Here is a 17,007-nt window from a genome sequence, read left to right on the forward strand (position 1 = left end):
AATATAACGCCGGCTACGGCTCCATGGCGCTCAGCAGGAAAACACGATATACCTTTAGAGTTTAAAGTTGGATAAACCATAGACATAAATAAACCTGAAAGAGGTAGTAACCCTACAGCCCAGTCAACGCCACCAATAAGTGTACCCACATAACAAAGCGCAATACCTAAGCTTAAATAAGCCATAACACCTTGCCAGCTATAACGATTTAGTAACCATACAGCAATAAAACGACCTGCAGCACGTAGTATAAAAAATATAGTAAGTGCATAAGTGGCAAGGAGTGGCCAAGAGCCTGTGTAGTCCTTTAATAGCGTTGGCATCCATACATAAATAGCCACTTCAGTCGCTACATAAAGTGCAATAGCTAAAGAAAAGCCAAGTGCATAAGGGTTTTTTACCATTTTCATGGTCGTGGCCAAAGAGGCTGGCTTTTCAGTTGTTTTAACTACGTCAGGGTAGTCTGCGCGCCATGCTAATAAAGCAAGGATTAAACACATTACGCCCGCAGTAATGTACAGGTATGTCCAACTAACGTTTTGCACTAATAAAACACCAACTAGGGCAGGGCCTACAATAGCGCCAATGCCAAAAAAGCCCTCAACCTTGTTCATAGTTTTAGTATGGTCGTCGTTACTATGTGAAATATCGCCAAGCAATGCCAGTGCGCCGGTTTTAAATAAACCAATGGCCAGGCCTATGCAGCAAAGCAATACTAAAAAGAAAGTAAAACTGGTGCTAAATGCAAATAAAAAACAACTCGCGGAAAATATTAATAGACCTAGCATAATGGTTTTTTTACGACCAAGGCTGTCAGCTAAAAAGCCTAAAAATAATCCACTAAAGGCTATTAGTGCCATGGGAGCGTAATGAAATGCACTAGCTTGAGTCATGCTCAAACCGAAATCCTTTATAAGTTCGGGGATTATCATGCCGACTGCGTCAGAGGTCATGGCAAACATAAAAAACATCATGTATGTAAGCCAGCGTATTTGTTGCAGTGGGTCGCTGCTTACGTGTGTGTGTGATTTTGTCATGTGTTTATTCCTCGTTAAATTCTCTATTAACACTTCGTAAGTCAGTCAGTTGCTTACTGTAGTATTACGTTAGCCACGAAATTTGTATGTAAAATTATTAAAAATTACTTGTAAATTCTTACTCGCTAGTTAAAGATATATCTTAATCGATTAAGTTTCAACATGGTAATCACACAATGATGAAGAATAAAGTTCAATTGATCACATATGCTGATCGAATCACTGGCCAAAATATAGGCGCGCTATCTACACTTTTAAACGGCCCTTTAAAAGGCGTATTTGGTGGTGTGCACTTATTGCCATTTTACAATCCTATTGATGGCAGCGATGCTGGCTTTGACCCTATTGATCATAGTGAAGTTGATTCTAGAATAGGCACTTGGGAAGACATACAAGTATTAGGTAAAGATCTCGATTTAATGGCAGACCTAATTGTTAACCATGTATCGGCGCAGTCTTTTCAGTTTCAAGATTTACTAGCAAAGGGTAAGCAATCAGAATTTTGGGATTTGTTTTTAACCAAAGATGATGTATTTCCAAATGGTATGAGTGAAGCTGAGCAAAAAGCAATTTACCGCCCACGTCCTGGTAGTTGCTTTACCCCTATGAAATGTGGTGATGGTAAAACGTATGACTTTTGGACCACTTTTACCGATAACCAAATTGACATAAACGTAAAAGTAGAAGCCGGTGTTGCGTATTTAAATAATGTACTTACTAAATTTTCGGCTAACAATGTAAATATTATTCGTTTAGATGCAGCGGGTTACGCCATTAAGCAAGCTGGCACTAACTGCTTTATGCTTGATGAAACGTTTGGCTACCTAGATAACTTATCTAAGCAAGCAAACGATTTAGGCATGGAAACCATTGCAGAAATTCATAGCCATTATCAAACTCAGGTAGAAGTGGCAAAACGCGTAAATATGGTTTACGACTTTGCGTTACCACCGCTTATTTTACACAGCTTATTTAACAACGATGTAGATGCACTGCTCAAATGGTTACAAATTTCGCCACGTAATTGCTTAACTGTACTTGATACACACGACGGTATTGGCATTATTGACGCAGGTCCAATGGGCGACAAACCAGGGCTATTAAATGCACAGCAGATTGATAACCTCGTAGAAACAATGCACGCCAACAGCAACAACCAAAGCCGCCAAGCTACGGGCGCTGCGGCGAGTAATGTCGACTTATATCAAGTTAACTGTACGTACTACAACGCATTAGGCGCGAAAGACTTTGATTACTTACTGTCGCGTGCAATTCAATTTTTTGCTCCAGGTGTACCACAAGTATATTACGGCGGCTTATTTGCTTGCGAAAACGACATGGAGCTATTAGCTAATACAAATGTAGGCCGTGATATTAACCGCCCATATTTAGATGCAAATATAATCGACAAAGCCTTAAATAAGCCTGTAGTAAAAGGTTTAATTGAATTAATTAAAATTCGCAATTCACACCCTGCATTTGCAGGTGAGTTTAGTGCGCAAGGTGAAGGCAGTATGTGTTGTTTATCGTGGCAACTAGGTGAGCAAACTATTTCACTTACTGTTGATTTTAAATTACGCCATGCACTGATTACGCAGGTAAACGGTGATGAAGAAACAACGATTAACTTAAATTCATTTTTAGCTTAATGCTATAAAAGTAATTTACAAACGCCATGTAAAGCAAAAGCCAAGCTACTTAAGCTTGGCTTTTTAACACATAAAACAATTACAAGGCTTGTAAGCTAACTACTGGCACCAATCTCTAATTCGTAACTGACTTCCTGAGTTTTTTCTTCTTTAGAAATAAATAATTCAGCGGCTATAACGCCTTTTTCTTGGCTGTTTTGATGAATGGTGGTGAGGCGAGGTACAAACCGGGCTGCTTCATCAATACCATCAAAGCCTACAATACGCAGTTCTTTACCTATTTTTATGCCTTGTTTTATTGCTTCTCGCATTGTGGCAAGGGCAATTAAATCACTCATACAAATTATAACGTTAGGACGCGGTGATGCACTAAGTACTTCTTTTGCAGCAATATTGGCAAAACGTTCGCTACTTTCAGGAATGTTCCAAATACGATCGTCAGCTACCGTAATATTTGCCTCGCTTAAAGCACGTTGATAACCACGTAAACGTTGATGCGAAATAGATTGTCCGGTTTCAAATTCGTGATGCTCATACACCCGGCACAATACGTTTTCATCAAGTAATCTAAGGCCTAATATAGCCACTTTATCGTTTTGATTATGCAGTACGTGTTTAGCTATTTCGTAACTTGCTTGCTCGTTATTAATATTTACAGAGGCATTGCGAGCAATATCAAAATCAATTGTCACTACATGTTTAGACACTGTTTTTAACTGCTCAACTAACGCGTTATTACGAGGGCGGCCATAACAAATAAAGCCATCGACAAAGTCGACTATGTTATTAAGGGTATCGCTATTACCTGAAAACAATAAAACATTAATGCCGTTTTTTTCAAGCACTGAGGTAACACCGCGCATAAAGCTACTAGCTACAGGGTCCGACACCATGTATTCCACACTATCGGGCAGCACTAAAGCGACAATATTAAATGTGCCATTACGCAACGATTGCGCGGCCTTATTGGGCCCGTAATAGCCCAAAGTTTTACACGCTGCAAGAATATCGTCTCGGCGTTTAGCCGATAGCTGATCAGGGCGATTAAACGCATTAGATACTGTCGCGTTAGACACACCTAACTCTTTAGCAATACTTTTTAGGGTCCAGCGGGTTTGCTTACTCATACCAATTCTTTACTCAATACACATGTTAATAAACTAACATATTCAGGGCGTTAGCAAAGTAAAAAAATAAGATTTTAGGGCTAATGTCGGCATTCTTTAGGCGCAATGCCAAAGGTTTGTTTAAATAGGCGACTAAAGTGGCTCGCGCTATTAAATCCAACATCAAAGCACACTTGGCTAATTGCATGGCCTTGTAGTAATTGAGTACGCGCTTTTTTTAGTCTTAACTGTTGCTGCCAAAGGGCTGGGGTAGTGCCAAATGCGAGTTTAAATTGATGATAAAACTTACTTCGGCTCATACATGCTATTTTGCATAAGGTATTTATGTCGAGCGTTTCACTTAAGTGTTCTTCAATATAAAGCAGGGCATCGCTCACTTTTGTTTTAAGGCGTGGCTTATCGCAGCTAGCTAGCAATAGCTCGCGGCTTTGTTGTTGTAATAAACGGGTGATCAATTCGTTCAACGACAAATCAATCAAGTAATGTCGCTGTGCGCCTTGCTCACTAAATAAATGCACCATGCGCTCTAATAATTGCTGCGTTTGAATATTATGTTGGGTATGCACTAACTGAGGTACATATTCAAATAAGCCATCGTGTGCAAAATTTTGCTGCATGTTTAGTGCATTCGCCACGCTCGTTATTTTATCTGTGCTAATTTCAATGGCTAAACAGGTGGTTGGGGCGTGCATTGATGCTTGTGGAAAATCAATTAAAACACCTTGCTCTGGCGCTAATACAAACGACTCGTGTGGTAAAAATACTTTATGGTATTGGCTCCTTTCTACGTGCATTACCTTTTTGCCGCTTAGCATGGCACAAAACAGCAGCTCGTTTGAGTGCAGTGCTACCTTTTGCGCGCTTTGATACGTGTCGTAGATACTCAACTCACTGCTATCTGCAGCGAATGTGACTTTATTTTCTATTAATACATCAAGTTGTTGGCGTTTTTTGTTTAACTGAGATGTGTGCATATCAATCCTTTAGGTTTTATTAGTTTGGACTCACAGACAACTTTTGTGGACAGCTAATCAAGTTTTTAGGTACTTGTTAGTTTAATGTCAATCAACATTGATTAAATATAAAGCATTTTGTTTTATATAAATGTTCGACCTTTAGCTAACAACAATAAAGAGAGCACACACATGATATATGCAAATCCAGGTAGCGATGGCGCACTCGTAAACTTTAAACAACAATACGGGAACTACATTGGCGGAGAGTGGGTGAAGCCAGTAAATGGCCAATACTTTGATAATATAAGCCCAGTAAACGGTAAGGTGTTTTGCCAAATACCGCGCTCAGATAAAGACGACATAGAGCTGGCTCTCGATAAAGCGCATGCAGTGCGAGAGCAATGGGGCACAACGTCGGTGACCGACCGAAGTAACATACTGCTAAAAATAGCCGACCGAATTGAGCAAAACCTAGAGTTACTAGCTGTTGCCGAAACATGGGATAACGGTAAAGCAATTCGTGAAACACTCGCTGCTGATATTCCGCTCGCGGCAGATCATTTTCGCTACTTTGCAGGGTGCCTGCGCTCGCAAGATGGCAGTATTGGTGAAATTGACGAAACCACGGTGGCATATCATTTTCACGAACCGTTAGGTGTGGTTGGGCAAATTATCCCGTGGAACTTCCCTATTTTAATGGCCGCATGGAAACTTGCCCCAGCTCTTGCTGCAGGTAACTGTGTGGTACTAAAACCAGCCGAACAAACTCCAGCATCTATTTTAGTTTTAATGGAAATTATTGGTGATTTACTGCCTGCAGGCGTGCTCAATATTGTAAATGGGTTTGGTAAAGAAGCAGGCGAAGCACTGGCCACAAGTAAACGCATTGCTAAAATTGCATTTACAGGCTCTACACCTGTCGGCTCACATATTTTAAAATGTGCTGCTGAAAACATTATTCCCTCAACGGTAGAGCTTGGCGGTAAATCGCCCAATATATTTTTTAATGATGTAATGGAAAAAGACGACGCGTTTTTATCAAAAGCCATAGAAGGCGCCGTACTTGCTTACTTTAACCAGGGCGAAGTATGTACCTGTCCATCAAGATTGTTTATTCAAGAAGATATATACGAGCAATTTATTGAGCGCATACTCGAACGTACCCAACAAATTAAACGTGGCAATCCACTCGACAGCGAAACCATGGTGGGCGCTCAAGCTTCAAAAGCACAGTTTGATAAAATACTTAGTTACATAGACATAGGTAAAAAAGAAGGCGCCGAAGTACTCACCGGCGGAAACGTAGAGCAGCTAAATGACGATTTAAATGGTGGTTATTACATACAACCTACACTGCTTAAAGGTACAAACGACATGCGTGTATTCCAAGAAGAGATTTTTGGCCCTGTTATTTCTATGTCGACCTTTAAAGATGAAGCCGAAGCACTCGAACTTGCCAACAGCTCAGAATTTGGCTTAGGCGCAGGGGTGTGGAGCAGAAACATGAACCGTGCTTATACCATGGGGCGTAAAATTGAAGCTGGCCGAGTGTGGACCAACTGTTACCACATGTACCCAGCACATGCTGCATTTGGTGGTTATAAAAAATCAGGAATAGGGCGTGAAACACACAAACTAGCACTCGATCACTACCAACAAACTAAAAATTTATTAGTGAGCTATAGCGAAGACCCGCTCGGCTTTTTCTAATAAAGCAATTCAAACTTAAACACAACAACCATTAAGTAATGAGGGCGCTGCATATTTGCAGCGCTTTTATTCACATTGCTCACAACGCTACTTTAAGCGTGCTGTAATATATAAGTACAATACCAGCCGGGTTCAAAACGTTAAAACCTAAGCGTTTTAATAACTCATTACCTGCGTTAAAAACGATTTTACGATATTAACTTTTTATAAAAGTTGCTCTAAAAATGTGCAGTGATTTATGCATTGTCGGATATTACTGCTCTCCCCCATTTTGGTGTGTTACAGCATTAACGGAGATTTCTTTGTAGTTAACTAATTGTTTACAGGTGGTTATTTGCTGGCTAAGATAAATGCATTGTAATATAGGGACATTTGTCGGTTTATAAAACGACAAATGTCGTAGACAAAGTTGTTATATTTTAAGGAAACAAATTTGAATTCTGAAAACAGTGAGCTTCTCTATCCGATTGAGTCTAGAAAAGATGGAAATAAAATCATCTATGATGTTATCGATGTAGATGGAAAAGTTATGAAATCGTTTAGCACCAAGGATGAAGCTAAATCTTACTCGATAAAGCAGCAAGATATCGCTCAAAAAAATGAAATAGAGCGTATTGAAGAATTTATCAAAGGAAAGACGGACTCAAAAAAACAGGTTAAAAAAAGCCGCTCAGAGAAGCTTGGTAAAAAAATATAACAATCACTTTAAGCCGCTCGCAGGCTCGCTGGGACAGTAACGCATGGGCTCTGTCGCTTCGCTCGGATTCTAGCCCATGCGTTACTGCCCCTTATGTGGGTGTTAGGCAATACAATCTGGAGAGCACTGGATGCCGGAAAATAAAATAGCCAGAAAGGAAAGCGAAATATTTAAAGAACTAGAAGTTCTTTGCCAATCTACCGGTTACATCCACGCAATCGCATATTTCTGTTTTCGAGATAACACCATCAGATACGCTGATGAAGTGAAGCCTGAAGATGTATTGCAACAATTCTCAATGGAGCGTTTGGTAAGAACAGAAATATCTACACTAATTGGACTGGCAAGTAAAAAGAATATAGATGCAACAATACCTTCGCCAGAAGTGATGCAAGAATATATTAGCGGAACAGATGCTTTACTTCAGGAGTTGCATCATTCCATGATGCCACCAATGCAAGAGATATTTGACCCAAATAAAATTGGTGATGCTGACTTTAACCCTTTCAATTCTGGCGCTGTATTAAGAGAGTCAATTTTTTATGGGGGTGAATCAGCATACCACTTTCAGTATAGAGATCTAGCTGAAGATAAGTACAGAAAAGATAACGCATGGCTAATTGAAAACAAAGGCTATTCACTTGAGCAAGTCATGTCTGTTGTATCAGCAATTCAGGTGTTGCAGAACGACAAGATTAATGATGCTCTTGTTGGTTTAGCAAATAAACATCCAAACGAATGGACTTTCTTTGAAGCTTATACCTTTTCCTTGAGAGAAATAGCCGCTAAGTCCGGATTGGATGTTGAGGCTTGTAGCTGTGTTATTGAATCTTTTGTTTCGCCAATTGAACAAAACGACTTCATATCCTTAGATGACTTTAATCCAATAAATGCCTATCCAATAATAAAGCTTGAAGAAGATAAATACTTACTGTTTCAAAATTACAGTTTGGTAGAAGCGTTATACGAAACGCCGTTTTTTTGGTTCAATTCGGATGCGGCGTACAGAAGTATTGCGATGGGACATCGCGGCGAATTTACAGAAGAATTTTCAAGCAGAAGGCTTGTGCGAGTTTTCGGAGAAAAACGAGTTTTTCAGAATGTTGATATTGTTGATGCGAAGCGCAATAAAGTTGGTGAAATAGACGTTCTTGTAGTGTTTGCAAATAGAGCAATAGTATTGCAGGCAAAGTCAAAGAAACTGACTATAGCTGCCCGCAAAGGGAACGACTTATCTCTAAAAGATGACTTTAAAAAAGCCGTTCAAGATGCATATGACCAAGCCTTTTCATGTTCAAATTATTTATCTGACAATAACTATAAGCTCTTAGACGAAAAGGGTAATGAAATAACCATCAGAAGAGAATTTAAAGAAATCTACCCCTTCTGCGTGGTATCTGATCATTATCCCGCTTTGTCATTTCAAGCTAGGCAGTTCCTCAAGCAAAATCCTACCGATTTGATTAAACCAGCATTTGTGATGGATGTTTTCTTCTTGGATGTTGCAACAGAGATGCTAAGGTCTCCTTTGCACTTCCTAAGCTACGTCAACAGAAGAACGCTGTATGGCGATAAAATATTATCCACTCACGAGCTAACGATCTTGTCATACCATCTAAAACAAAATCTCTGGATGGATGGTGAATACACAATGATGCAGCTAGGAGATGACATTTGCGCTGACTTAGATCTTGCAATGATGACGAGACGAGATGGCATTCCTGGCAGTGAGACTCCAGATGGGATATTAACAAAGTACGAAGGAACGCACTTCGACAGATTGGTTAAAGACATTGAATTGCGTGAACATTCAGGCACTGTAGATTTCGGTTTTATGCTGTTGACACTTAGTGGCGACACAATCGAAATGATTAATGACGGAATATCGAAGCTAGTTGAATTGGGGAAAAAAGATGGTAAACATCATGATTTAACACTTGGCATAAGTGAAGGAAGTACGGGGCTTACTATTCACTGCAACAATGACTCAGATTCCGAGGCTGCGAAGCGGTTAGATCGTCATTGTGAGGTCAGGAAATATGAGCAGAAGGCTGACCAATGGTTCGGTGTATGCATTGGCACCAGTTCCCAAAGGTTGAGATTTGGTGTTAGTAAAGAGTTTAAATGGGAACAGTCTGATGAAATGGACAAGGCGACTAAGGGTCTTCCTAAGCCTCAGTCATTGAAAGGAAAAAGTAAGGTTAATTTTAACACAGTAACTAGAAAATCTAAGAAGATTGGGCGTAATGAAAAGTGCCCATGTGGTAGTGGGAAAAAACACAAGAAGTGCTGCTTAAAATAGGGAGCTTGCCCCGACTATGCCTAACAAAAAGCTGCACGCGGATAAATTACTCGCTACGCTCCCAATTTACCGGTGAGCTTGGCGTTGAGGCTGTAGAAGAATTAACAAGATGTAGAAGAATTAACAATAAACCCATCCAAACTTTGCGTTTTTTGATGCCCAGATTCTAATGGGTTAAATAAAGTAGGTGTCATCATAATTTGCTTTTTAGGTACAAACTAATTGCCTTAAAGCATAAAGCTATATAACTTACTAAAGTGAATACATTTTATTGACGTACATTAATTAGCAGGAACGCCGAATGAACAATAAAATACTCAAATCATCTACCGCTACGTATCAAAGTGGTGTTGCAAAAGCCGATGGTAAATTTTATGTAACGCAAGGTGAAGTACGTTTTGAGCCATACAATGAAAGTGCTGGTTTAGGGCCTTATACTTTTACACGAAGCGCAATCGTAAAAATTGAAAAGTCAGCAGGGACAGGCGCAGGCATTTTACCACTAACAAGCGATGCCATAACAATCACTTTAGATAATGAAGATACTTATGACTTTATTTTAGCAAACCCCGATGAATGGATTCGTCTACTCAAGCATTAAGCAATCTCTAGAGCTGGCATTTAGGTAAAAATAAACGAAGCACCCATCTTAACTTTGCAGTTTAGTAAAATATGCATTAGATTTTTGCCTAAAAAATAGACTAGTTGTTTTGTGGTAATTGCAATTAGGCTTGGTTAAAACAAAATACAATCACTGTATTATGCGCTACATGGGGCAGGAGACTTTTACCAACCCGATGTGGCATATAACGGCATTGATTGGACAACTGATGTATTGCTTGAGCAAATAAAAACGTTATAAAAAAAGCCGCTTGTTGAAACAAGCGGCTTAACTATTCTAACTAGGGAATAGTTTAAAACGTGTAACGAGCACCAATTGAGTAACGAGGACCGTATTGATTAGCAAATAAGAACTGCTCTTCGTAACGTCCGTAACCTTCTTCGGTGGCATTATTTAAGTTTATGCCATCAAAAAATACCGTTACGTTTTCGTTTACATCGTAGTTAACGCTCATATCCCATTGGCCATACGCTTTAGCATATTGCGGAGGCGCATCAGCTGAACCTTGCGCTTGGCCAACACCAATTAGGTATGAGTCGCGCCATGCATAAGTAATTTTAACTGATAGGCCGTCTTTTTCGTAAAAGCCTTGGAAGTTAGCTGAGTCACTTAAGCCTGTAAGCGGTGCTTGTTGATCAAGGCTTTCGCTATCAAATTCAACGTCGCCATCTACAAACGTTGCGTTAACACCAACACCAAAACCGGTTTCACCAATTAAGTGCTGAACAGCTACTTCAAAACCATCTACCGATTTACTGTCGGTGTTTTGTGGTTGGCTAATATTCCATGTAATTAGCGGATCGTCGCTGTTTGGTTCAATAACGCCATTTGCATTGCCGTAACCGCTGGCAATCATTTGTGCAAAAATAGCGTCGGTTGTTGCTTGCTCACCACGTGATTCAATATCGCTTACGGCTTGTAAGTAACGAGGGCCGTTTAAAATATCGTGCAAGCCATCAATAGTGGTTTGCGTAATAGTGGTTTGAATAAAGTTATCAACGTCTTTTTTAAAGTAACCAACAGATGCGTAGCTGCCTTCTGCGTAGTAATACTCAAGTGATAAATCAAGGTTTGTTGATTCAAACGGTAATAAGTTTGTATTACCTTGGCTACCTGTGCGAGAACCTGGTTTTGGGCTGCCTGTTAAGCTGCGGCCACCGGCTAAATTACCCAGTGGTGCACGCGACATTGTTTTACCCCAAGATACGCGGGCTACTACGTCTTCAGTTAAATCAACACTTACGTCGATTGAAGGCAGTAAAACATCGTAATCACCTTGTTGCTCTAAGAAGTTATCATCGCCGCCAGCAGCGTATTGCATGATCCACTCAGAAGCGCTGATCCAATTAACTTGATCTTCAACGCGTTGGCGCACAGTACTGGTTACATCTGTTTGCTCATAGCGTAGGCCTGCATTTACTTTTACGTAGTAGTTACTTACGTCAAATTCCCAGCTTGATTGAACATAAAAGCTATTAGTGATTTCTTCTACGTAGCTTTCGCTGTCAATACCATCCATATATGCATTTGCGGCGTATGCATCGCCGCCTGTCACATCAGCTGTTAAGTAAGCAATTTGGCGCGCAACAGCTTCGTCAAAATCGTAGGTATAGTAGTAACCAGGTTGTAAGTCACTGCCGCCCCCTTCAAATTGATCTAAAAGGCCCGATGTATCGTGACGGGTAAACATGCCGTCTGGGAATATTTCTGTATATGATGGGTTAAAGCCTGGACCACCTACTAAACCACTCCACGCGGTGTAACCACCGGTGTTTTGTTCTGTACGTGATGCGCCAAATTTAACTTTAACTAAACCAATGTCATAACTTTCGTTATACCATGTTGTATGTAGCTGTAATTGTTCAATGTTTGACTCACCCGGTGAGTGAGTAAACTGACTAAAGTTTGAATCAATTTCGCCAGGCGTTAATTCACTTGTGCCATTTAACCAATTAACTTGTGCACTGGGTACTTCGCCCGTGCGGTAATCATAAATTTTATTAGCTAGCTGATCAGAACCTAAAATTACTTGGCCGGCACTTCCCAGCCCATTGTCGGCGCCGTTATCAGTTTCGTTTTTAGAGTCGTGGTAATCAAGCTCTACGTGCCACGTGTCGCTAATTTCCCAATCTAGGTTTAAACCAAGTGAGCGCGCTTTTACTTCTGTAGTGCCTTTGTTGGCTGTAAACGAGGCATCGTTACCGCTAATATCAGCATAAACAGCCGTACCATTTTCATCAAGCTCGTAGCCATTAATATTGCTACCAAAGTCGTTCCAAATACCCCAACCAATACTTTGAGAACCTGTAACTGCTTTACTTGCAGTGTAATCAAGTGTTGCTACAAAGCCATCTACCGGTGCGTATTGAAAGGTAACTTGTCCGTTTGTACGTTCACGTTCTACATCTTCAATAGAGTAATTCATGTCTTTAGGGAAGTAGTAGTTACCTGCAGGGTCTGTGCGGTTATCAACGACGTTGCTGCTATCTAATTCAGGTAAGTCTACGTTTGCCTGCCAGCCTTGAATATTGGCACTTTGTTTTTGAAAGTCACGCTCTTGGTGCGAAAACGAAAAACCAAAGCCAAAAGTGTCATCTACAAAAGTATTGCTGTAAACAGTAGAAAACTCTGGTGTTACGTCATCACCAGCTTCGTTTGACGAGTCGTGATTTGCTTTAACGGTTGCTGAAAAGTTTTGACCCGGCTTTTGAAAAGGGCGCGCAGTAGAAATATTAACTGTTGCACCTAAGCCACCGCTTGGCACGTCTGCACGTGCTGTTTTAAATACTTCAAGCGCACTTACACCTTCAGAGGCGATGTTTTCAAGGTTGTACGAACGTGTATAACCTGTGCCCGGCATTTGGCGGCCATTTAAGGTTATTAAGTTAAACTCAGGGCCAAAACCACGTACTGTAATTTGGCTACCTTCACCGTTTGCGCGACTAACCGATACACCGGTAATACGTTGTAATGATTCTGCTAAGTTGGTATCTGGGAATTTACCCATTTCTTCAGATGAAATGGCATCTACAATGCCAGAAGAGTCGCGTTTCATATCCATAGAACGAATAAGTGAACCACGAATACCTTTTACTTCAATAACTTCTACATCAGATGAAACGCTTGTTTCTGCTTCTGCCGCAATAGCTGTGTTTAATGTGCTCGCAGCAATGATGAGAGACACAGAAGCCGCAAGTTGGCTCTTTTTAAAATTGAATGTGTTCATAATAGCTCTGCTTTATAAAATGTTGTTCAAGAGTGAAGGTGCTGTGTAATACCAATTTTACTAAAAATATGATCATTCTATCGCATTAAACAACTCACTAACTGTGTTAAAAATTATTTATATAGAACAACTATATGTCACAATTTTCGCCTTGTTATTGTGCTATTTTCTTAGCGCTATAATAGATCTCTTGTTTAATGCAATTGGTATAAACACCTAGAATTTTGTCAGTGAAATCTAAATTATGGGTTTGAAATTTTTACATTATCAACACGATATACTGCGCCAGCACCTTGGCCCCAATTAGGAAAAATCATTAATACATCTATCGCACTTACATCTAAACCGGCAGCCGATAAGTCAGAAAGTGTATAAGTATATGTTTGCCATTCGTTTAAAACAGGGGCAATGCCTTCAACACTTTCAGTAAGTGCAAGCTCTACGGCAGAGTCACCTTCGTTTGACTCAACTTTGAAAAACCATGGCGCGTCGGGTGTGCTTGGCATACTCGTAACTTTCATATCAAACGTAATTTGACCAACCGTTATGATAGCGCTTGCATCAAATGCCTCACCGCTTCCGCCAACAGATGTACGGCTGTTAAAACCCATTACTGTAGGCGTATCATTTATTGTAAATTCCGCTGTTATACCATGCTCTTCATCATCCATTACTTCCACTGGCGTAGAGCCGCTACAGCAGTCCCACATTGGCCAATCAAGATTTTGAGTATCTGTGAACACATTAAGCTCTGGAAAATCTTGCGTGATTTTCACATCGTCTATTCTATATACAGCGCCATTACCAGTGCCCCATGTAGGAAAAATCATCACTACATCAATAGCGCTAATATCTAAGTTTGCTGCAACAAGATCGGTTAATTTAAATGTATATGTTTGCCATTGTCCTACAACAGGAGCAATACCTTCAACGCTTTGAGTAATAGGTAATTCGGCCGCAGTTGGTGCATCTCCTGCACTTTCAAGCTTAACGACCCATGTAGAGTTTGCATCAGCAGGTGCGCTAGTTACTTTCATTTTAAATTGAAAATACCCTTGTGCTAACAGGGGCGTAGCATCAAAAGGGGAGGCTACACCCGCCTCATCAGTGATGTTTTCCGCTCTTGAAATAAAGCCGTTTACTGTTGGGTTTTCACCAACACTAAACTCAACTGTATTACCTTGCTGTTCATCAACAACTATTGCAGGAGTTGAACCTCCGCAACAATCCCACGCAGGCCAATTAATATTAAAAGAATCACCAAATATGGTTAATGGAGTAACTCCTCCTGCTATAGGAACTGGGGCATCACCCTCAAGTAAGGCATCGTCTAAGCTGTTGTAACCTGGACGAATGGTTTCACAACCTTTACCAGTATTAGGGTTCGATGCACATTGATAAACACGTACGTAATCAATAGCAAAAGTTTGGCCATTTTCAAATGCGCTAGCGTCTACACCTAAATCATTTACGTTTTCAGGCCAGTCACCGCCTACTGCTAGGTTTAGCAATAAGTGAAAGTCTTTATCAAATGGTGCGCTATCCCAATGCGTTGTAAGTTCGCCAGAACCTTGTTCAAAGTATTCTGCAAACCAACCACGATGTTTTAAGCCCGCAGGCTCATTTTTTGAATTATATAAAACCTCAGATTGACGCTGAGTTGCATAAAGGTAACCGTCTACGTACCAGCGAATTTCACCTTCTTGCCATTCAACAGCATACGTGTGGAAATCATCTGCTGGATTAGTATCTTCAGGGAATTTGTATTCTTTACCTGTATAGCTGTTATCTGGCCATGCGCGTCCGTAATGAAGGGTGCCGTGGATACTAGACTCTATACCGCCGTCTTCATCCGGTGTTTTAAGGTTTACTGATTCTAAAACATCTATTTCGCCAGAACGAGGCCAAGTGCCGTAAACCTCATCAGTTGGTAGCATCCAAAATGCTGGCCAGCTACCTTGTCCTGATGGAAGTTTGGCGCGCACTTCAAAACGGCCATACGTAAAGTCGGCGTTATAACGCGTATTTAAGCGTGCTGAAGTATAAGGTTTTTCTGCACCTTCCTCAGCGGGTAGGGCAACAATGTTTAACACACCGTCTGCAATAAATGCATTTTGCTCGCTGTCGGTGTAACACTGTTTCTCGTTGTTACCACCGCCATCGCAGTTTAATTCATAGTTCCATTTGTTTGTATCAATGGCTGAGCCTTCAAACTCGTCGCTCCAAACCATTTGCCAATCTGAAACTGGCTCAGAGGCATCTACATTTTCAAAATTTGATTTAGTGGCAGAGTCGCCACCACAGCCAGCTAACGTAACTAAAGAGATAGCGGCAAGTAAACGTGTAATGTGCGTTGTTTCAATGTTCATAACTGAACCCCGGTTTCAACAGATTATTGTCAGATTAATTGTTTTTTGAGCTTTGTTTTTTCATGCTGTAAGCGCTTACATTTTGATATGTGTTTTGTAAGCGCTTACAAATGATATTGTGGAGTACGCAAATGGTCAACATATTTGTTTATTTTATTTACAATTAGTTTACGGTAAGACCAGTTTACCAATTTTAGATTGTATATAAATTGCAATTTATACAATTAGTTATGTTGTTTGTGTTTTTTGATGGGAGCGTGAGCGGAATATTTTTTACGTCAAAAAAGTAGGAAAGGACTTAACAATTAAAAGGTTAGTTACAGGTATATTTATAGTATTTAAGGAGTATTTTGTTTATACCAATCTACATAAAAGCAATTTTAAGTGGATTGGTATTGTAAGAGATAAAATATGCTTGTTTTTACTTGTTTTTAAAAGGCATTGTAAGTAACCTCAAAAGGGACGCATTTTGGTTTTGGCTTGGGTATTCTTTTAAGCCAATATTTATATCTGCGTCGGTTTTTTTAGCTTTACCTTTGTAACTACCAAATAATTTATCCCACCAAATTACACTAAAACCATAGTTTGAGTTAGTTTCGCTAACCACTTGGCTATGGTGAATTCGATGCAATATTTGCGTCATTAATATTAAACGCAGTGGTTTTTCAATAGCATTAGGTAGGCGTATATTTGCATGATTAAATAATGCTAAACCATTAAGTGCTATTTCAAATATAAGTACCGCAATTGCAGGTACGCCAAGAGCAGTTACTGCAATTAGTTTTATAAGTATGCTCAGTACAATTTCGATAGGGTGAAAGCGCAGCCCTGTACTGGTATCTACGTGTGCATCGGCGTGATGTACACGGTGTAAGCGCCATAAAATAGGCACGTTATGGAATAACCTATGTTGCCAATAAATTAATATATCGAGTAAAAGTATGCTCAATATAATAATTAAACTGCTTGGTAGAGCTATTTGATTAAATAAGCCAATGCCGTGCTCTTGATTGTAAAGTGCTACGGCGGTTAGCCCAATGGGAACCACTAAGCGCGCAACAACTGATGAAGCAAACACTAACCCAAAGTTAGCAAACCAACGTGTACTGCTTTTTATTGGTGATTTACGCGCTGGTTTTTGCGCTTCAAGCAACATCATTATAACTAAAATGCTAAAAAAGAAGCCTAAGCGCCACCATACTTCATTAGTCATCTATTACCTCAGAATTTGAACTGCTAGGCACGTTTTCAGCTGCTTTGTTAGCATCGGCTTCTTGTTGCTTAAGTGTGTGATAACCGCCATGTATACGGG

The 17,007-nt window shown here is 40.1% G+C and carries 10 protein-coding genes and 1 pseudogene (1 of these 11 cut by a window edge); 5 read left to right on the forward strand and 6 right to left on the reverse strand.

Annotated features, from left to right (window positions below):
• A pseudogene (locus L652_RS01000000123980) lies at positions 1–1,037 on the reverse strand (MFS transporter) (it extends 179 nt beyond the left edge of the window).
• Between the two features lie 176 nt (positions 1,038–1,213).
• Here L652_RS01000000123980 and gtfA point away from each other — a divergent pair.
• Positions 1,214–2,686 (forward strand): sucrose phosphorylase, encoded by a 1,473-nt coding sequence (gtfA, locus tag L652_RS0116090; RefSeq protein WP_024596983.1) that lies wholly within the window; start codon positions 1,214–1,216, stop codon positions 2,684–2,686.
• A gap of 95 nt (positions 2,687–2,781) precedes the next feature.
• Here the strand turns inward: gtfA and L652_RS0116095 are convergent, their stop codons facing one another.
• Both L652_RS0116095 and L652_RS0116100 read right to left on the reverse strand, forming a co-directional pair.
• Positions 2,782–3,813 (reverse strand): LacI family DNA-binding transcriptional regulator, encoded by a 1,032-nt coding sequence (locus L652_RS0116095; RefSeq protein WP_024596982.1) that lies wholly within the window; start codon positions 3,811–3,813, stop codon positions 2,782–2,784.
• An 80-nt stretch (positions 3,814–3,893) separates the two neighbouring features.
• Positions 3,894–4,787, reverse strand: coding sequence for an AraC family transcriptional regulator (locus L652_RS0116100; RefSeq protein WP_024596981.1), 894 nt, complete (start codon positions 4,785–4,787; stop codon positions 3,894–3,896).
• A gap of 171 nt (positions 4,788–4,958) precedes the next feature.
• Here L652_RS0116100 and L652_RS0116105 point away from each other — a divergent pair, with 171 nt between their 5' ends.
• The 4 genes from L652_RS0116105 to L652_RS0116125 all read left to right on the forward strand — a co-directional run bounded on the left by L652_RS0116105 (position 4,959) and on the right by L652_RS0116125 (position 10,079).
• Entirely contained in the window at positions 4,959–6,479 is a 1,521-nt protein-coding gene (locus tag L652_RS0116105) for an aldehyde dehydrogenase family protein (protein WP_024603552.1), read from the forward strand.
• A gap of 433 nt (positions 6,480–6,912) precedes the next feature.
• On the forward strand, positions 6,913–7,176 hold the full coding sequence (locus L652_RS0116115; protein WP_024596980.1) for a hypothetical protein: 264 nt from the start codon (positions 6,913–6,915) through the stop codon (positions 7,174–7,176).
• 130 nt (positions 7,177–7,306) lie between these two features.
• The gene (locus tag L652_RS1000000125515; protein ID WP_024596979.1) at positions 7,307–9,478 is read left to right on the forward strand and encodes an SEC-C metal-binding domain-containing protein; all 2,172 of its coding nucleotides are present in this window, start codon (positions 7,307–7,309) and stop codon (positions 9,476–9,478) included.
• 301 nt (positions 9,479–9,779) lie between these two features.
• On the forward strand, positions 9,780–10,079 hold the full coding sequence (locus L652_RS0116125; RefSeq protein ID WP_024596978.1) for a hypothetical protein: 300 nt from the start codon (positions 9,780–9,782) through the stop codon (positions 10,077–10,079).
• Between the two features lie 313 nt (positions 10,080–10,392).
• On the opposite strand, the gene L652_RS0116130 is transcribed toward L652_RS0116125, so the two are convergent.
• From L652_RS0116130 to L652_RS0116140, 3 genes are all read right to left on the reverse strand, one after another.
• Positions 10,393–13,326 carry a TonB-dependent receptor gene (locus tag L652_RS0116130; RefSeq protein ID WP_024596977.1) on the reverse strand — a complete coding sequence of 978 codons (2,934 nt, stop codon included), beginning with the start codon at positions 13,324–13,326 and terminating at the stop codon, positions 10,393–10,395.
• A 242-nt stretch (positions 13,327–13,568) separates the two neighbouring features.
• Positions 13,569–15,695, reverse strand: coding sequence for a glycoside hydrolase family 16 protein (locus tag L652_RS0116135; protein WP_024596976.1), 2,127 nt, complete (start codon positions 15,693–15,695; stop codon positions 13,569–13,571).
• Between the two features lie 421 nt (positions 15,696–16,116).
• Positions 16,117–16,908 carry a sterol desaturase family protein gene (locus L652_RS0116140; RefSeq protein WP_024596975.1) on the reverse strand — a complete coding sequence of 264 codons (792 nt, stop codon included), beginning with the start codon at positions 16,906–16,908 and terminating at the stop codon, positions 16,117–16,119.
• Positions 16,909–17,007 lie beyond the last annotated feature (99 nt).

It is taken from the genome of Pseudoalteromonas sp. TB25 (assembly GCF_000497995.1).
Classification (GTDB): Bacteria; Pseudomonadota; Gammaproteobacteria; order Enterobacterales; family Alteromonadaceae; genus Pseudoalteromonas; species Pseudoalteromonas distincta.